Source organism: Allobosea sp. FBZP-16 (genome assembly GCF_002831785.1).
In the GTDB taxonomy this organism is placed as follows: domain Bacteria; phylum Pseudomonadota; class Alphaproteobacteria; order Rhizobiales; family Beijerinckiaceae; genus Allobosea; species Allobosea lupini.
Window position 1 is genome coordinate 91,243 of sequence record NZ_LNCQ01000014.1, and the last position, 18,034, is coordinate 109,276.

Sequence of the window (18,034 nt, forward strand, 5' to 3'; positions counted from 1 at the left end):
CGCGCTGAAGACCGCCGTCACCTGGGTGCCGTTTGTTCTCGCCGCCCTGGCCAGCGGGGCGAGCGTCGCCAGTCCCGCGCCGCGCCCGACGGCGACGATGTGGCGCAATGCCGGGTCGAGCGTGAAGCCGACACCGAGAGGTCCCATGATGTCGAGCCGGTCGCCCGGCTTCAGCGTGTCGAGCCCGCGCGTGCCGGCGCCGGTCACCTTGTAGAGAAACTCGACCTGGCGCTTGTCGGGATCGGCGCCATAGAGGCTCATCGGCCGGCGCAGGAATGGCTGCTCGCCGGCCGGCTGTGGACAGAGTAGCTGGAAGAACTGCCCCGGCTGGGCCGCCGCGGCCTCCTCGCTGCAGCTCGCCACGAGATGCCGATATTCGGCGTTCACAGCCTCGTTGCGGACGACCTCGGCGAGCTCCGCGACGATGGTCGCCTTCCACGGTGCCGGAGAGCTCCCGCCGCCGATTGCGGCGACGGGTGTCGCCAGCGACTGATCGCGTTGGATCGACATCACGAAATCCCCGCGCTCAGGCGAGTTCGGCGCCACGCCGCTCCGGAATCAGGAACCACATGGCGAGGATGTCGAGCACGTAGAGCGTCGCCAGCAAGGCGATCGCCATCTCGAAGCTGTAGGCCGCCGCGATCGTCCCGACCACGAGCGGACCGAAGCCGCCGACGCCGCGCCCGATATTGAACAGCACGTTCTGGGCCGTGGCGCGGGCGGCCGTCGGAAACAGCTCGCTGATCAGCGCGCCATAGCCGCCGAGCATGCCGTTGACGAAGAAGCCCATCACCGCACCGGCGACCAGGAGCTGGAACGGGTCGGTCAGCCGCGAATAGACGATCACCATCACGGCGGCGCCGAGCATGTAGCCGAAGAAGGCCGGGCGGCGCCCAATCCGGTCGGCGATATGGCCGAAGGCGTAGATGCCGACCGCCATGCCGGCGATGGTCACCGAGGTCCAGACCGCCGACTGCGTCAGGGCGAAGCCGAAGCGGGTCGCCAGGTAGTTCGGCAACCAGATCATCACGCCGTAATAGCCGAAGTTCTGGACCGAGCAGAGCACGACCATCCCGAGGCTCAGCTTCGTCGTGTCCCAGTCCTTGACCAGCAGGCGCAGCGCCGACTCCTTGGGTCGGTCCTTGCTGCGGGCGACGAAGACCTCCGGCTCATGCAGCGAATGGCGGATGAAATAGGCGGCGACCGCCGGCAGGATGCCGATGGCGAACATGCCGCGCCAGCCGATCGTCGGCAGCAGGATCGGGGTCGCGATCGCCGCGGCGAGCACCCCGACCTGCCAGCCGAGGCCGACATAGGAGGAGGCGCGCGCCCGCTTCGACGCCGGCCAGGCTTCTGCGACCAGGGCCATGCCGATGCCGAATTCGCCACCAAGGCCAAGGCCCGCGATGGTGCGATAGATCAGCAGGTCCCAATAGCCCTGTGCCAGCGCACACATGCCGGTGAAGACGGCGAAGAGGACGATCGTCCAGGTCAGGACTCGGACGCGGCCGATGCGGTCCGACAGCATGCCGAAGCCGATGCCGCCCAGCACCGCGCCGATCAGCGTGGCGGTGACGAGCGAGGCGGCCTGGCCCTGGGTCAGTTGCAGGTCGGCGGAGATCGTCCGCAGCATGAAGCCGAGGATCAGCAGGTCGAAGCCGTCCATGGCATAGCCGATCGCGGCGCCCCAAAGCGCCTTGCGGGCCTTGCCGTCGACTTCGGTCGGAGAGGATAGGGTGATGGAGCCGCTCATGGCGGCCTGGTTGTCACTCACGGTGAAGTTCCCCGGTCTGTTTTTCTTTGCGATGCGCACCAAAACGCCAAAGCACCAGCGCGCGCTCCCGCGCGCGGCTGCCGGCCGGTCTCAAGACGGTTGGAGTTTGGGCCCTCGCCCGCTTTCCCGGGGCGCTTGGCTGCGCCGCTTGACGGCCGAGACATCGAGGTCGACCGCGGGAAATCCGCTACGGCACCGGAAGACCGGCGCCATCGTGTCATTCCCCTATGTCACGCGAAAATCTCAATTGCAAGAACAATCTCAATTTTGCGACAGATCACTCAATCGGCTTCAGACCAGCTCCGACGACGCTTCCTTTGGCGGCACCTGCGCGATCGCCGAGCGATCGAGCGTCGCCCGCAGCACCGCCCCGGCCTCGCTGCCCTTGAGGGCCCGGCGCCAGAGCCCGTCGGCGATGTCCTCGTAGAGGCGTACCGGCTCCTCATCCGCCGTCAGCATGGCGATCCCGGACCGCAGATTCGGCAACTCGCCGCCGAGGCGGAACGGGCTCAGCCCCAGCAGCGTCTTTTCCGCCGTCCGGAAAAGCTGGAAGGTGATGTTCGGCACCGTCTCCTCGATCAGGCCGATCTGCACGCCCATCGGCTCGCTCTCGATGAGCCCGATCAGATGCTCGACCTCGACGCGCGCCGCGAGGCGTCGCCGGGCCTGCTCGGCAATGGGTAGATTGAAGCGTCCGACGACGCCGAGCTTCAGCCAGCGCTCGATCTCGAGGACGTTTACGAAATTGACGACGCTCAGCCGGCGGCGCTTGCGGGCATTCTTGCGCTCGTCGAGGATCGCGATGATCGCGTCGATCTCGGCCACGGCCTGATCTCGGACGACATGGGGCGGCAGCACCTCCACCAGGGTCTGCCGCAAATGGGCAGAATAGCCATCCGAGGTCAGGAGGTACGATAGCGGCGGGAAATGCGCGACGACCTGGTCCGCCTGCTCCTCGATCTGCCGCATGCGCTCGAAATAGCTGAGCGGGCTTGAATAGTACTCGACCCCTGCCCCGAGCAGCGAGGCGACGGTCGTCTCCAGCAGCGTCGCCAGCCGCTCCAGGGTCTCGATCTTGACCACGCCGCCGGCTTCGATCCGGTAGACCGCCGCCCGCGAGATCCCGAGACGTTCGGCGACGTCCTCGGCCAGCAGCCCGCGCCCCAGGCGGTAGGCTTTCAGCCGCTCACCGATGTCCTCGAACCGGATTGCCATCGAGCCGCCTCACCTGCCGCATCATCTGAATCTCAGATTTTAGACAACGTAATCGATCCAGGAGGCGATGCGAAGCGTGATCGGCTGTTTTCAACGCCGAGTAACGCGCCCAGGCGAGCGTGGACGCGCCAAAGCTGCAGGGCTCGCTCAATCAGCCCGGCTTGATGCCGGCTTCCTCGACCACACGGTTGGCGCGCTGGATCTCGGCCTCGATGAACTTGGCGAAGCTCGCGGGATCCTCGGTCACGGCCTCCGCGCCGAGCGCCGTCAGCTTCTCGACGATCTCGCGATCCTTCGACGCGGCTTGCACCGTTGCGTTGACGCGCTGCACCGTCTCGGCCGGCAGCCCCTTCGGCCCCCAGAGACCGTACCAGAGCGTGAAGTTGAGATCGGACAAGCCCTGCTCGCCGGCGGTCGGCACGTTCGACAGCAGCTTGCTGCGCTGCGCCCCCATGATCGCGAAGGCCCGCACTTTTCCGTCGGTGATGAAGGACAGCGCCGAGCCGAGCGGGGCGACCATCAGCGGCACCTGGCCGGCGACGACATCGGTGATCGCAGGAGCCGTGCCGCGATAGTTGACCAGCTCGGCGCTCGTGCCGGTGCGGAGCTTGAAGCTCTCGGTGGCGAGGTGGCCCATGCTGCCCAGCCCCGAATTGGCGAAGGTATACTCGGTCGGCTTCGCCTTCATCTGCGCGATCAGCGCCGGCAGGGTCTCTGGCGTCTTCGTCGAGCCGATCAGCACCATAGGCGACATCGCGAAGCGCGAGATCGGCGTGAAATCGGCAAGTGGGTCATAGGACACGCTGCGCATCACATGCCTGGCCATGATGTGGATGTCGGCATTGGTGAGATAGGTCGTACCATCGGGCGCAGCGCGCGCGACCTCGGCCGCGCCCAGCGTGTTGCTGGCGCCGGCCTTGTTCTCGACCACCCAGGACTCGTCGAGTGCCGGCGCAACGCGCTGGGCGTAGAGCCGGCCGATCACGTCGATCGCGCCGCCCGCCGCAGCGGGCACGATCAGCCTGACGATCTTGCGTTGGGCGAAGGCGGCACGGGGCGCGAGCGCGGCGCCAGCGAGCCCCGTCAGGGCGGCACGTCGTGTGATGATCACCTGGTTTCCTCCGGATTGAGCCGCGTTGCTCGCGGTTCTCGGGTTCGGTTCGAAAAGCAGTCTGTGGTCCTCAATCTCGACTTGCAGCAGCACCCGGCACGGCAAGGTGGTGCCGGCAGGTGCTCTTGCCGCTCGCTTCGCGAAACAAGGACGCATACTTATTATCAGTATGCATCGTATCTTGATGCTGTCAAACAGCGAGCCGCCCGAACCCGAAACGGAGTCGCGCGGCCGCTTCGGCCCGATCGCAATGTTGGAAGCCGCGCCCTCAGGCGGCGTCGGATGAGCGAACCGCGTCCAGGCGCAATGGCACGCGGGAGGCTTCGTTATTGAGTTCGACGAGTTGCCCGAGCATGCGCATGAAGATCTCGCGATCCTCCGGCGCTAGCGGGGCGAGGATGCGCTCCTGCGCCCGCTGCGCCAGGGGCCCGGCTTCCTCCAGGATGCGCTCGCCCTTCGGTGACAGGTGCAGAACCTTGATCCGCTTGTCGTCCTTGCTGCCCGAACGCTGGATCAGCTCCTTGGCCTCCATGCGTTCCAGCACATTGCCGAGCGTCGAGCGGTCGAAGGCGACGAGCGCCGACAGGCGGGTGGCGTCGATGCCGGGATTGTCGCGCACCGTGACCAGCGCCGCGAACTGGACAGGAGTCAGGTCGACCGGCGCGCATTCCTCCAGAAAGAGCGAGACGGCGATCTGCTGCGCGCGCCGGATGAGATGGCCGGGCATATGATAGATATCGTCCATCGCCATCGTCGCTTTGCCTTGGTGGGGCAACGGGTGGATTCCGCCGCTCGAATATTCGTGTCGCCGGCTCTTCGTCAGGCGAAGCCTGCTCGGCTCGATCGCTGCATCTCCGCTATAGATCGTATGCTTTCAATCCGTAAGCGGTCAAAGCGCCCCCGCCTCAGGCTTGTCCGAACCGAGCACTAACGCACTCACCGTTCGGCCCCGGTTGACACCGGAAAATCTGCGCGTATCCTGTTAATCAGTATACGGACGATTTTCAGAGATCGCCGGATGGGAGGTTGGTTCCAGTGCCTTCAAAGGCGCTGGCAAGCTGGCGCCGCTCGTGCAGCGGCTGGTAGCCCCTGCATTCCTTCAGCCTCTCTGACCGTCAACCCGACCAGGCGGCCACCGCCTGATTGGCGGGCCCGGCTGGTCGTTTTGATCAAGTCGATTTCGGAGAGAGCGAGCAATGTGCACGTCTGACTATGGCAACCAGCCCATCGCCGTCGACCTAGCCGACACGGCCACCGCCTCGGTCGCGCCCTCACCGGAGATCGTCGAGGAGCTCGTTTCGGCCAACCACATCCTGTTCGACCAGGGCGTCGTCGACGCGTTCGGCCATATCAGCGTGCGCCACGACAAGCGCCCCGACCGCTTCCTGCTGGCGCGCAACATGGCGCCGAGCCGGGTCGCCGCCGAGGACATCGTCGAGTTCACGCTCGACGGCGAGGCGGTGAATGCCAATGGCCGCAAGGTCTATCTCGAGCGCTTCATCCACGCCGAGATCTTCCGCAGGCGCCCGGATGTGATGGCGGTGATCCACAGTCACTCGCATTCGATCGTGCCGCTCAGCGTCGTCAAGGGAACCCGGCTCCGGGCGATGTTCCACATGGCCGGCTTCGTCGGCCAGGGCGCGCCGGTCTTCGAGATTCGCGAGGCAGGGGGCGATGCCACCGACCTGCTGATCAGCAACAACCAGCTCGGCCGGGCGCTGGCGGAGCATTTCGACGGGCACGACATCGTCCTGATGCGCGGCCATGGCTCGACCGTGGTCGGCGGCTCGATCAAGCAGGCGGTCTACCGCGCCGTCTATGCCGAGCTCAATGCGCGCTATCAGCTCCAGGCGATGCAGCTCGGCGAAGTCACCTACCTCACCGAGGGCGAAAGCCGCGCCTGCGTCGCCAGCATCGAGGCGCAGGTCCACCGCCCCTGGGAGATGTGGCTCGAACAGGCCCGCGCCCGCCGGCGCTGAGACGCCGGTCGCGTTCGGTCCTCTCAATCGTCCTGCATCACCGAAGGTCGCCGCCATGCAGTTCCATCTCAACGGCTTCCGGACCGGCGATCCTTCCGTCTCCGAGCCCGCCACCAATCTTGCGTCGTCTGCCCGGGACACCCTGCCGCAGGAGGTCGATGTCCTGATCGTCGGCTGCGGCCCGGCCGGCTTGACCCTGGCAGCCCAGCTCTCGGCCTTTCCCGAGATCTCCACCCGGATCGTCGAGCAGAAGCCCGGGCCGCTGGAGCTGGGCCAGGCGGATGGCATCGCCTGCCGCACCATCGAGATGTTCGATGCCTTCGGCTTCTCCGAGCAGGTTCTGAAGGAGAGCTATTGGGTCAACGAGACCGTGTTCTGGAAGCCGGACGCAGGCAGGCCGGGCGCGATCACGCGCAGCGGCCGGATCCAGGACGTCGAGGACGGGCTCTCCGAATTCCCGCATGTCATCCTCAATCAGGCGCGGATCCACGACTTCTTCCTCGACGTGATGAGGCGCTCGCCAAGCCGGCTGGAACCCGATTATTCGCGCCGCCTGATCGACCTCGAGATCGACCACGCCGCATCGCATCCGGTGACAGTGCGGCTGGAGCGCGTCGATCCCGCGCATGAGGGTGCGATCGAGACCGTCCGGGCGCGCTATGTCGTCGGCTGCGACGGCGCGCGCAGCGCCGTACGCAAATCGATCGGCCGCACCCTCGAAGGCGATTCCGCCAACCAGGCCTGGGGCGTCATGGACGTCCTCGCCGTCACCGATTTCCCGGATGTGCGGCTGAAGGCGCTGATCCAGTCGGCCGGCGAAGGCACGATCATCATCATTCCCCGCGAGGGCGGCTATCTGATCCGGATCTATGTCGAGCTCGACAAGCTCGCCGCAAACGAGCGGGTCGCGAGCCGCAACATCGGCGTCGAGCACCTGATCTCCGCAGCACAGCGCATCCTGCGTCCCTACAGCTTCGAGGTGAAGGAGGTCGCCTGGTGGTCGGTCTACGAGATCGGCCAGCGCCTCTGCGACAAGTTCGACGACGTGCCGGCAGGCGAGCTGGACCAACGCCTGCCAGCCGTCTTCATCGCCGGCGATGCCTGCCATACCCACAGCCCCAAGGCCGGCCAAGGCATGAACGTCTCGATGCAGGATGCCTTCAATCTCGGCTGGAAGCTGGCCGCGGTGCTGCGCGGGCAATGCCCGCCGGAATTGCTGCACAGCTACTCGGCCGAGCGCCAGGCCATCGCCAAGGAGCTGATCGACTTCGACCGCGAATGGGCGAAGATGCTGAGCGCCCCCCTCAAGACTTCGGAGAGCGGCGACGGTGTCGATCCCAAGGAGGTCGAGGCCTATTTCGTCAGGCACGGCCGCTACACCGCGGGAACCGCGACCCGCTACGCGCCCTCCGTCCTGACGGGCGAGTCCACTCATGCGCATCTGGCGACGGGACTGCCGATCGGCGCGCGCTTCCAGTCCGCGCCAGTGATCCGGCTCGGCGACGCCAAGCCGGTCGAGCTCGGCCATGTCGCGCAGGCCGATGGCCGCTGGCGCCTCTACGCCTTCGCCGACAGGGCTGATCCGTCCGCGCCGACGTCACGCCTGCGCACGCTGTGCGAGGCTCTGGCAACCTCGCACGCATCGCCGCTGCGTCGCTACACCAAGCCAGGGCAGGATATCGACGCGGTCATCGACCTGCGGGCGATCCTGCAGCAGCCTCATCGCGAGGTCGCCGTCGAGGCGCTGCCGAGCCTGCTCTTGCCGCGCAAGGGCCGCCTCGGCCTGATCGACTACGAAAAGGTGTTCTGCCCCGACTTCAAAAGCGGCTGGGACATCTTCGACCTGCGCGGGATCGACCGCGAGCGCGGCTGCCTGGTGATCGTGCGGCCCGACCAATACGTCGCGAACACCCTGCCGCTCGACGATCACGCCGCCCTGGCTGCGTTCTTCGCTGCTTTCATGCTGCCGCAGACCTCGACCGGTTGACCGCTCCGCGCGCTCACAACGACTCCGCGATCTTCCACCCGACATAGCCGAGCAGTGCGAACCAGCTCAGCGTGACGGCGGCGATCGCGATGCCAAGGACCGCGCTGACAAGCCTGCCACCGGGATGTGTGCCCGGAATGGCCCCGATGGGGATGTCGAGCAGCGGCAAGCCCTGCTCCCGCGCAGGCAAGGGCCCGTCGCCACGCCTGACAGCGCGATAATCGGATGGCAGGTGAAGCATTGTGTCCTGTTTCCCGGCGTGGGTTCCGCCAAGTGGCCTAGAGCATTTTCGAGCGAAGTGGACACCGGTTCGCGTGAAGAAAATGCGATAAAACAAAGACCTAGAGCACTTCCGCGATTCGGAGAATTGCGGAAGTGCTCTAGGTGATTCCGCGCGCCCCTTGAACCCGTCGGTTCCCCGCGACGACGAGACGAGGGAGACGCCGCTCTGCGGCGACGCGATCCGGCGCCCGAACGCGATCATCGGACGCTCGACCGTCTGATAGACCAGCCAGGACAGCGCCAGGGTCAAAGCGGTGCAGAGCAGCATTGTGCCGATGTCACCGAGTTCGCCGGTCAGGGGCAGGACGCGATAGACGAGCGCGTTCACCACCCCATGGAACAGATACATCGAATAGCTGGTCAGCCCGATCCGCACGAGCCGCACGGAACGCGGCCACTCCAGTCTGATCGCGGCGAGGAAGACCGCGACAGCCAGCAGATAAGCGGCCAGGACAGGCCTCAGTCCCTCCATGATGAAATTGTCGCCGCGCGCCAGCGAGAACTGCTCGACCGAGAGCAACCCCGCGAGCTGCGCAAGCACGAGAACCAGGGCTGCGAGCCCCGCTCCCCGCCTTCTCTCCACCAGCCACAGCCGCAGCAGCAGGCCCAGGAGCAGGAAGGACAGATGCAGGCCGAGATACTGGACCGGCAGGTTGGCGAAGCCGTGCACGCGCAATTGCACCGGCAGCACCGTCGCGGCGATCAGGGCAAGGCTCAAGGCGAGCAGGATGCCGACCTGTCGCAGCGCCCCTGCCGCGAACAGCAGCGCGACGAGACCGTAGAAGAGGAGCTCGACGAACAGGGTCCAGTGGATCGGCGAGAGCCAGGGGTGGCCGAAGAGCGGTGGGGCCATGGTCAGGTTGGCCAGCACCATTGCAGTGCTCGGCATGTCACCGGCGAGCCAGGACATAGCCGTCAGCACCGCCAGCGCCAGCCAGAACGCCGGATAGAGCCGGAACAGCCGCGAGATCGCGAAATGCCGGAGCGGCCGCTCGCCGTCGATGCTGAACGGCACGACGAAACCGCTGACCAGGAAGAACAGCGCCACACCGAAGCGGCCAAGGCTGAGAGTCTCGACAAGCGACCGAGCGAGCGTGCTCATCGGGCCTGTCGCGGACGGGACCTGCCTGATGAGGTCGCCGAACATGTGCTCGACCATCACGGCGAGCGCCGCAATCGCGCGCAAGGCGTCAAGATTGGCATGGCGCTGCCGGCGCATCGCGGCGCTCATGGGGATTGGAGCCCCAGTGCGCGGCGCGTCGCCGCATCGAAACCCGGCCCCGTCTCATCCTCCGCGAGCGCGAAACCGCCCGGCCCAACATAGGTCCAGCAAGCCCAGGCGAAGCCATGCGCCTCGGCCAGCTCGCGCATGTCACGCAGCCAGCGCTCGCGCGCCGCTGCCCCCTCGGGCGTATTCATAAAGGGCGTCCGGTGCACCCCGAACTCGCCGAGCAGGATGGCATGGGTTGGCAGGCGCTGCGCACTGCGCCAGGCGCTCACCTGCCGGAAAGTTTGCTCCAGGATCGAGCGATCGAAGCCGGCGTAACGCGCGAGCGTGCGCTTCGCCTGCCCTGCCTGCACCAATGCCGGGCCGTCGAGGGCAAGCTCTTTCGTGCGCCGCCGGCTCGCAGCGATCATCGCCTCGGCCGAGGACGGCGCCGGATAGGCGATCGCATCCAGCGCGAAGGCGGGATTTCCGCGCACGCCCTGATGGGTGAACTGCCATGGCGAATAGTCGTGATAGGTGTAGATCAGCCGGGTATCCCCGGCGAACGGGCGCATATCGAGCGCAGTCAGCGCCTCCGCCGCGTTCATGGAACCGCCGCCCAAGACGAGCGGCAGCGTCGCCGAGCCACTGCGCGCGGCCCGGTAGGCGGCTTCCAGCATCGGTTGCCAGGCCGCCTGCGGCAGTTCGGGCTCGTTCATCAGTTCAAGCGCGAGCCGGGCCGCCCTGCCCTGCGCAAGCCGTTCCAGCTGTCCGGCCAGGCGCTGCAGCAGGACGAGAACGGCCTGGAAGTTCGCCGTCTGGACGCCTGCGGTCAGCGCGGCAGGCCGATAGGCCGGGTTCATCGCGCTAGGGTGCAGGTCGACGATCACGCCGAGGTCGGCATCGATGAGGTCGCGGACCGTGCCGAGCAGGAGCTCGTCGAGCTTGTCGCGTGCCACTCCCGTGAACGCCAGGAAAGGTCCGACGTCGACCGCCAGCCGCACGAAATCGAAGCCCGCGGCCCGGATCGCCTGGCGCTGGGTTTGGTCGAAGCGGAAGCGCGGGCCCGAGAACGGCGCCTCGCCATAGGAGCCGCCGGCCTCGACCTGCGCCCAGCCCAGCGCATGCGAGACGCCGATGCCGCGACGGAACAGCGGGATGTCGCTGCCGGTTCCGGCCGCCCCTGGCCGTGTCCCAAGGGAGGCGAGTGCCGCAATACCGGCGAGCCCGCCGAGCACGGAGCGGCGGCTGGTCATGACGCCGTCCACCGAACGCCATCCGGGCCGGGATAAAGCGCCGTCAGGGCGCCATCGAGGATGCTCATGTCGTCCCGGCCGGCGAAGGGCGCGGCGAGGCCCAGCAGCGATACCTCGCGCAGCGCGGGATCGATGACGCGCGACGGCACGAAGCGGACATCGCTCCAGCCCTGCGCCGCGAAACAGCCGACATAGTCGGCTGGACGCAGGCGGTTCGGCTGGCCGGGAAACCGGAAGAGCCGGTAGAGCCGCTCGGGATAGCGATAGATGTTGTTCGGGTCGTGCTCGCGGATCCAGCGCGAATGCGTCTGCAGGTCGATGATGTGGACGGTTCTGCAGCCCGGCCGTGCGACCTGCGTCAGGCTGACGATCGCCTCCGCAGGATCGTCGTAGTGCTCGAATGCGGCGCAGCTGACGATCAGGTCGAAGCTCCGGCCCTCGGCCAGGCGCGGGATGTCGAAATCCCGCCCGACGGCATAGCCGAACTCGCGCGGCCCGGAGGTGCCGACGAGAACCCGGGCCCGCTCCCGGTCGGCCTCGCGGCCTTCGGGAAAGCGGTCGAGCAGCCTGCCATAGAAGGCCGGGTCCTCGCCCCCGGCGAGATCGAAGACGTCGATCGCGTGATAGGAGCGTGCGCCCAGCGCCAGGAAGAGCACACCATTGCCGCGTGAGGAGCCTGGACTCAGCTCCAGCACGTCGCGCCCGCGCAGGTCGAATCCAGGCGGCAGGAAGCGGCGCAGCGAGGCGAAGATGTCGAGGAGATAGGCGATCTTGCCCTGCTCATCCGCTTTCGCCACGCCGTTGGGTGTGGTGTAGCCGCCAAGCCTGCTCTTGCCCCAGGCCAGGCCGAGGAAGCCGAGGCCGAGGATCGTCATTTCGAGGTTGCGCAGGGATGGCGGCATCATCGGCCTCCGAACTCGACACGTGAACGGAAGCCGGCTCTGCCATGGCGCGCCTTGCCCACCCGCCAGCCGAGAAGCGCACTCTCGTAGACCTCCGTGGTGCGGTCGACGATCGCGCCCCAACCGAAGGAATCGAGCACCCGGGCGGCGCGCTGCGCGCCCTCGGCCGGGTTGGGTGCAGCGAGCTTTACCCGCATCGCTCGCGCGAGCGCATCGACATCGCCGAGAGGGAAATAGCTGTCCTGCCCGAGGGCGAGTGCGAGATTGGCATCGATGTCGCTGGCGAGGCAGGGCGCGCCGTAGCTCAGGGCCTCCAGCAGCACCATCGGCATGCCCTCATGGCTCGAGGGGAGGACGAACAGCCCGGCGTGCCGGTAGAGCTGGGACAGCGCCTCGCCACGCTGGAACCCGGCCATCACCACGCCGGGCGTCGCCGCGGCCGCCGCCTCGACGGCGTGCTGATAGCGCCCGGCATGGTCGGCCGTGCCGGCGATGACGAGCTTGAGACTGGGATCGCCGAGGCGCTCGAAAGCCTGGATCAGGTCGAGATGCCGCTTCTCCTCGACGATCCTGCCGACGCTGAGGACATAGCGGCGCGGCGCGACGGTGAGCCGGTCGAGACAGGACATGTCCTGCTGCGGGAACGGATTCTCGACGCCGTTCGGGATGAAGGTCGCGCCGACGCCGAACCTATGGCGGACGCTGTCGACGATCCCCTTCGACACGCCAATATTGGCGTGGGAGAACAGCATGCCCATCGCTTCGCCCGCCCGCAGGACAGCTTTGGCCAGGCGCCCCCATTTCTGGCGCTCATAGTCGAAGCCGTGATGGGTCACCACGACATGGAGGCCGAGCAGGCGCGCAAGCGGGGTCAGCAAAGCCGGCCCGATCGCATGGATGTGGACGAGGTCCGGATTGCGCCCGGCCGCGACGATCAGGCCGAGCGCCGTATGCGCCAGCGCCTCGAAACTGCGCGAGCGTGGCGCCCAGACCGGTGTGACGGTGACGCCCTTCCAGCCATAGGGCCGCCGCGAGCGCAGATAGGGCGCGCGGCCGAGCACCTCGACCCGCCAGCCGCGCTCCGCCAGCCGCGCCGAGATCGCGGCGACATGGGTTTCGACCCCGCCCTGAATCTCGGGGACGCCGCGCAGGCCGACGAAGATCACGCTGCGTTCGGGCGGCCTTGCGCCAAGGGGCGGTATCAGCGTGTACATCAGCGCAGCGCCTCGTAGAGAGCCATGGTGCGGTCGCGGTAGCGGTCAGGCGAGAACTCCCGGGCGACCCAGTCGCGGCCGGTCGCGCCCATCGCGGCACGAGCGGAGGATGGAAGGCTCGCCAGCCCGGCGAGCGCCTCGGCCAGCATCGCGGCGTTGCCGGGCTCCACGAGGGAGCCGGTCTCACCATCCGCGATCAGCTCGGGAATGCCACCGATCCGCGTGCCGATGACCGGACGGCCGAGCGCATAGGCTTCGAGGACGCTGATCGGCGCGTTCTCGTACCACTCGGACGGAAGCACCAGCGCCCGCGCCTCGCCGATCACCCGCTTCAGCTCCGGCCTGTCGAGATGGCCGGTGAAGGCGACATCGGCGCCGAGCTCCCCCGCGAGTTTGCGCAAGGTCTGCTCTTCGGGGCCACTACCAGCCAGCACCAGTCGCTGATGCGAAAGCGCTGCGGCGCGCAGCAGCGTCGCCAGCCCCTTCTCCGGAGCGAGCCGGCCGGCATAGACGACGTAATCTCCTTCATGCGTGGCCGGCGAATAGGCCTTCGCATCGATGCTGTTGGGAATATAGGCGACGCGGCCCGCGTCCCAGCCCCATTCAGCGAGCTTGTCGCGATAGAAGCGGCTCGGCGCGATCAGGCGGTCGATCGTGTTGCGGTAGAGGCCGAAGCTGCGATGGGCCAGCGTCTCGAGCAGGACGAGCCCGCTCACCACGATAGACTCCTTGACGCAGCGACGGAGCAGGACGTTGTGGATGCGCCCGCCCAGGCAGCGTTCGCAGACGCGACCCTGGCTCAGCATCTTGTAGGCCGGGCAGGCGAGCTTCAGGTCATGTGCCGTCATCACCAGCGGCACGCACTGCGCCTTGAGGGCGCCGAAGATCGACGGTGAAATGTGGTGGTAGACATTGTGGGCATGCGCGATCGTCGGCGGCGCCCGCCCGATCAGGGCCCGGATCTTCCGCCGCGCCTCCAGCGAATAGATCACCTTGGCCGCCTGCCTCGCCTTGGTGAGCGGGCCGCCCGCCCCGCCATATTCGATCTCGGAGACGAAATACTCCGACCAGGCACTCGGCAGATTGGCCGGGTGCTGCATCGCGAAGGGCACGACCTCCCAGCCGGCTGCGGTGAACAGGTCGATATGATCGAGGAAGACGCTTTCGGCGCCGCCGCGGCGATAGAAGTAGTTGTTGATGGCCAGGAGCCGCCGGGCGCGCGTCATGGCATCTGCTCCCGCAAGCCCATGCGGTCGAGCGCAGCGTCGACGGTCAGCACCCGGCAGCCGCGCGCCAGCGCATAGCCGACCAGCAGCCGGAAGCCGGGAGCCGTGCAGCCATAGGGTGTAGGCCGCGGCGCGATGTCGTGCGCGAAAAAGATCAGCCAGCCGGGTTTGGCGACCACGGCGTCGATCCAGCGCGCGAGCCCGAGCACATGCCGCTGCGGCTGCCGGATCTCGACCGCGCGCAGGAAGCTCGGGTCCGTCGGGCCGCGATTGATCCCCTCCCCTCCGGCCCGGCAGGTGCGGAAGGTATCGGCGAGGATCGCCCGCGTTCCGAACGAGCCGCTGTTGTAGGGATAGGCGAAGTTGCGCCGGCCGGACCTGGGGTCGATCGACTGGAGATAACGGGCATTGCGGGCGAGGTCATCGACCAGGGCCTCGCCGTCGACATGACGCAGGTTGCGATGCGCATGGGTATGGCAGCCGATCTCGTGGCCCCGGGCGGCGAGCTCCCGGCAGCCCGCCTGGTCGATCAGGGTGCGGCCCGGCTCGATGCGCCCGGCGAGGCCGCCCGAGATGTAGAAGGTGCCGCGCACGCCATCCGCTTCGAGGATCGCAGCGCCCGCCTCAAAGGCGGAGGCGGGCACGTCGTCGAAAGTGAAGGAGACGATCGGCTCCCGGGTCTGCACCTGCATGACCTGCCAGGGCGCGGCCCGCAGCAGCCGGTTCTCGAGGCGGCCGGCAAAGCGGTCGATCAGGGCCGGCAGACGGGCGATGCGCTCCGGCTGGACTGGCAGCGTGAAGGCGCTACGCATGGATTGGCTCCACGCGGCGGCGATGCTGGGCCGGCTCGCGGATCTCGTGCGCATTGGCCTGCAGATGCAGGCCGAAGATCGCGACGACCAGCATGAACCAGATCAGGCTTCCCGACTGGAAGAACAGGCTTTCGACGCAGGCGACCAGGATCCCGTAGAGCCAGATCCGCACGAAGAGGCGCGTCAAAGCGGGGTCGTTCGCTGTCGCCTCGGCCCGGGCGATGTCGCGCAGCGGCAGCCAGACCAGCAGCACCAACGTCAGCGCGAGGCCGGGCAGCCCCGTGGTGATCGCCATGTCGAGATAGGCGTTGTGGCCGTTGAAGGCGGCGAAGGCCCAGCTCGCCGCGGCGCCGCCCTTGTGGACCATCGCATCGGTCTGCCAGAACAGCTGGAAGCCATAGCCGGTCAGCGGATTGTCCACCGCGGCGCCGGCGCCGATCTTCCAGATGTCGGTGCGGTTGGTGAAGCTCGGATCGATGCCGAGCTGCGCGACCAGTTCGCGCATGGTTGGGGACACCGAGCAGCCGATCGTCAGGATGTTGACCGCAGCGATGCCCAGCACGACCATCGGGATGCGGACGGCGCGCCAGCGCTCGAACACCCAGGCGATGGCGAGGATGCCGGGCAAGGCCATGGCGGCGGATTTTCCGCCGGTACGGGTCAGGAAGACGAGCGCCAGCAGCACCACCAGCCCGCCGAGGGCCCGGCGGCCGGTGCTGAACAGATAGAGCCCGGCGAAGCTGATGATTACCATGGCCGCGGCCGCCACGTTCTTGTGGGCGAAATGGCCGCGCCAGAATCCGGCATTCATCGACTCGCGGACCTCGCTGGCCTGGTGGATCGCCAGCTGCGGCATCAGGGCGACGCCGGCATAGGCGAGCCCGAGCGCGCCGAGGCAGCAGAACGCGAGCATGCCGGCGAACTGCCGTTCGGAGCGGGGCAGGAGCAGCAGGATGCTGCCGTTCACGATCGTCAGCATCGCCAGGAAGACGCGCTTGAGCGCGAGATCCGGCTGGGCCGAGAACGCAGACACCACCGCGAACCAGACCAGCAGCACGATCAGGAGACCGCGCGGCCGCGCCACCAGACCGCGCGAGGGCGAGGCGAAGACAGTCAGCCACAGCGCCATGGTCAGGCAAAGATAGATGAGCTGGTTGATCGTATTCGACTTCGCGGTCGCGGCGGCGTTCGCGTCGGCTGCCGACAGATCGATGAACGGCGTCAGCGTGACCAGATAGAACAGCAGCGTCGCCGTGAAGAGCACTGGCCCCAGAGTGCCGACGCTCGACGTCTCGCGCCTCTCGATGGCCTGTCTCATGGCGCTGCACTCCTGCCGGACCGGACTTCACCGAGGTAGCCCCGCCCCAGGAGCGCCCCCGCCGAGAGCAGCAGGCCGAGCAGCAGGCCGGCCGCCGCCGCGACGATCGGACGGGGCGGCCAGGTCGCGCGCGACGGGGCGGCCGCGGCGGTGATCACGCGGACATCCGTGGCGTCGATCTGCTGGCGCTGGGCCGCCTCGCCCGCCCGGGTCAGAAAGGTCTGGTAGAGCGCGGTCCTGGCGGCAGCCTCGCGCTCCAGCTCGCGCAGCTTCACCTGCGCCTGGTCGTCGACCGAGACGCTGCCGCGCAGCAAACGCGTCTCGCCGGTCAGCGCATCGAGCGCCTTGCGGGCCTGGTCGACCTCGATGCGCGCCGTGCGCCGCAGCCGCTCGGTCTCCGACCTGATCGCCTTGGCCAGCGCATCGGCCTCGGTCAGCACGCTCACCAGCGAGGGATGGCGTGGGCCGAGGGTCTTGGAGAGCACCGCCACCTGCCGGCGCAGGGCCGCCTCGTCGGCGAGCAGCCCGGCTAGCGTCTGCGACTGGACGCCGCCGCCCTGCACGCCATGCTGCGAGAGCGCGCGCGAGACCTCGGCATAGCGCGCCTCCGCCTCGGCGAGCCGCGCTTTGGCGTCGGTCAGCTTGCCGCTCATCCGTTCCAAAGCCTCGGCGCTGAGCGGCTGCTTGGAGGCGTTCTGTTGCAGGCCATGGTCGCGGCGGAAGGCTTCGACCCGGTCCTCCGCCTCGGCCGCTGCGGTCTTGATCTCGCCGAGCCGGGCGGTCAGCCCCTGCGCCGCACGCCCGACCCGCTCCGCATCGGCACGCACGACCTCGTCGCGAAAGGTCTCGGCGATGGCGTTTGCGAGCCGGGCCGCCAGCACCGCATCGCTCGCCCAGACCGACAGGGAGACGACATAGGAGCGTTCCTGCCGAGCGACGGTGATGCGCCGCGCCAGCATGGCGGCGAGATCGGACCCATCGGCGCGCTGGCGGTCGGATACGCCCAGAAGACCGAACAGCAGCGGCTTGCCGGCAAATTCGGGCTCGGTCTTCAGCTGGAGCTGGTCGACGACCCGGCGCAGGACGTTGCCCGAGGCGATCATCCGCATCTTGCTCTCGACATCCAGGATCTGGCTGTCGCTCTGCGCATTCGCCGCATAGAGGTCGTTCGGGGCGATCAGCAGGTTGGACGGCGCGATCGTCAGCTCCGTCGTCGCGGTGAAGCGTGGCGTCAGCAGGCGCGTGGCGCCGAGGCCCGCGACGGCGCCGATGAGCACGGCGACCAGCAACCAGGGCCAGCCGCGCAGCAGCCAGCCCAACACCTGGAGGGCCGACATCGTGAGGACGGGCGAAGAGACCGGTTCGGTGGCCGGGCGATAAGGGACGTCGTCTCCGTGGCGCATCCTGTTGCTGTCGGTCGTGAGGTACATGGCGACCTGCGTCAGCGAGAGGGCGCGCATGCCTTGGGCGTCGCGGAGCTACGCCTCAGCTCCGCCGGCCCGGTCCTGAGAAAGACGTGCCGCTGCAGCGCGACGTGACCACAGCGTAGGAAGACACGCCTTGCCCACTCAGACCCCGCCTGACCAGCAATGGCGAAGACCGGAACAGGGCCAATGGCCGCGATCGTGATCATGGAACTCCCCATCTTCGCGATGTCTTCACGCATGCACTTATAGGTTGCAGTAATTCGAAATCGATGATCAAAATACAACCTTAGATAGATATCTAAATTAAACGTTTACCTTAACGGG

15 protein-coding genes are annotated in these 18,034 nt (G+C 67.6%); 2 read left to right on the top strand and 13 right to left on the bottom strand.

What is annotated here, in order from left to right; genetic code table 11:
* The 5 genes from CXY91_RS30805 to CXY91_RS04645 all read right to left on the bottom strand — a co-directional run.
* Positions 1-510 (bottom strand): ferredoxin reductase domain-containing protein (locus tag CXY91_RS30805; RefSeq protein WP_465246840.1); only part of this gene is annotated, 510 nt, incomplete at its 3' end.
* Positions 511-526: 16 nt separating this feature from the next.
* Positions 527-1,774 carry an MFS transporter gene (locus tag CXY91_RS04630; RefSeq protein WP_248307354.1) on the bottom strand — a complete coding sequence of 416 codons (1,248 nt, stop codon included), beginning with the start codon at positions 1,772-1,774 and terminating at the stop codon, positions 527-529.
* Positions 1,775-2,065: 291 nt separating this feature from the next.
* Positions 2,066-2,989: a helix-turn-helix domain-containing protein gene (locus tag CXY91_RS04635; RefSeq protein WP_100959480.1), complete on the bottom strand. Its 924-nt coding sequence runs from the start codon at positions 2,987-2,989 to the stop codon at positions 2,066-2,068.
* A 151-nt stretch (positions 2,990-3,140) separates the two neighbouring features.
* Positions 3,141-4,100: a Bug family tripartite tricarboxylate transporter substrate binding protein gene (locus CXY91_RS04640; protein ID WP_100959481.1), complete on the bottom strand. Its 960-nt coding sequence runs from the start codon at positions 4,098-4,100 to the stop codon at positions 3,141-3,143.
* Between the two features lie 268 nt (positions 4,101-4,368).
* Positions 4,369-4,845 (bottom strand): MarR family winged helix-turn-helix transcriptional regulator, encoded by a 477-nt coding sequence (locus tag CXY91_RS04645; RefSeq protein WP_425285458.1) that lies wholly within the window; start codon positions 4,843-4,845, stop codon positions 4,369-4,371.
* A gap of 451 nt (positions 4,846-5,296) precedes the next feature.
* On the opposite strand from CXY91_RS04645, the gene CXY91_RS04650 reads away from it, so the two are divergent.
* Both CXY91_RS04650 and CXY91_RS04655 read left to right on the top strand, forming a co-directional pair.
* Complete coding sequence (locus tag CXY91_RS04650) at positions 5,297-6,079, top strand: class II aldolase/adducin family protein (protein ID WP_100959482.1); 783 nt, start codon at positions 5,297-5,299, stop codon at positions 6,077-6,079.
* Positions 6,080-6,134: 55 nt separating this feature from the next.
* Positions 6,135-8,066 carry an FAD-binding monooxygenase gene (locus tag CXY91_RS04655; protein WP_100959483.1) on the top strand — a complete coding sequence of 644 codons (1,932 nt, stop codon included), beginning with the start codon at positions 6,135-6,137 and terminating at the stop codon, positions 8,064-8,066.
* A 13-nt stretch (positions 8,067-8,079) separates the two neighbouring features.
* Here CXY91_RS04655 and CXY91_RS04660 read toward each other — a convergent pair whose 3' ends face one another.
* Genes CXY91_RS04660 through CXY91_RS04695 form a run of 8 tightly spaced genes read right to left on the bottom strand, consistent with a single transcriptional unit; the run spans position 8,080 to position 17,743 of the window.
* Entirely contained in the window at positions 8,080-9,579 is a 1,500-nt protein-coding gene (locus CXY91_RS04660; RefSeq protein WP_100959484.1) for an acyltransferase family protein, read from the bottom strand.
* Entirely contained in the window at positions 9,576-10,811 is a 1,236-nt protein-coding gene (locus tag CXY91_RS04665) for a glycoside hydrolase family 5 protein (protein WP_158673262.1), read from the bottom strand. The genes CXY91_RS04660 and CXY91_RS04665 overlap by 4 nt, the downstream gene beginning before the upstream one ends.
* Positions 10,808-11,716 carry a methyltransferase domain-containing protein gene (locus tag CXY91_RS04670; protein ID WP_210202594.1) on the bottom strand — a complete coding sequence of 303 codons (909 nt, stop codon included), beginning with the start codon at positions 11,714-11,716 and terminating at the stop codon, positions 10,808-10,810. Before CXY91_RS04670 ends, CXY91_RS04665 begins: the two co-directional genes overlap by 4 nt.
* Positions 11,713-12,927 carry a glycosyltransferase family 4 protein gene (locus CXY91_RS04675; protein WP_100959487.1) on the bottom strand — a complete coding sequence of 405 codons (1,215 nt, stop codon included), beginning with the start codon at positions 12,925-12,927 and terminating at the stop codon, positions 11,713-11,715. Before CXY91_RS04675 ends, CXY91_RS04670 begins: the two co-directional genes overlap by 4 nt.
* Positions 12,927-14,153, bottom strand: coding sequence for a glycosyltransferase family 4 protein (locus CXY91_RS04680; protein WP_100959488.1), 1,227 nt, complete (start codon positions 14,151-14,153; stop codon positions 12,927-12,929). The genes CXY91_RS04675 and CXY91_RS04680 overlap by 1 nt, the downstream gene beginning before the upstream one ends.
* Positions 14,150-14,965: a polysaccharide deacetylase family protein gene (locus CXY91_RS04685; RefSeq protein WP_100959489.1), complete on the bottom strand. Its 816-nt coding sequence runs from the start codon at positions 14,963-14,965 to the stop codon at positions 14,150-14,152. Before CXY91_RS04685 ends, CXY91_RS04680 begins: the two co-directional genes overlap by 4 nt.
* The gene (locus tag CXY91_RS04690; RefSeq protein ID WP_100959490.1) at positions 14,958-16,283 is read right to left on the bottom strand and encodes an O-antigen ligase family protein; all 1,326 of its coding nucleotides are present in this window, start codon (positions 16,281-16,283) and stop codon (positions 14,958-14,960) included. The genes CXY91_RS04685 and CXY91_RS04690 overlap by 8 nt, the downstream gene beginning before the upstream one ends.
* Positions 16,280-17,743, bottom strand: coding sequence for a GumC family protein (locus CXY91_RS04695; RefSeq protein WP_100959491.1), 1,464 nt, complete (start codon positions 17,741-17,743; stop codon positions 16,280-16,282). Before CXY91_RS04695 ends, CXY91_RS04690 begins: the two co-directional genes overlap by 4 nt.
* Positions 17,744-18,034: the final 291 nt, after the last annotated feature.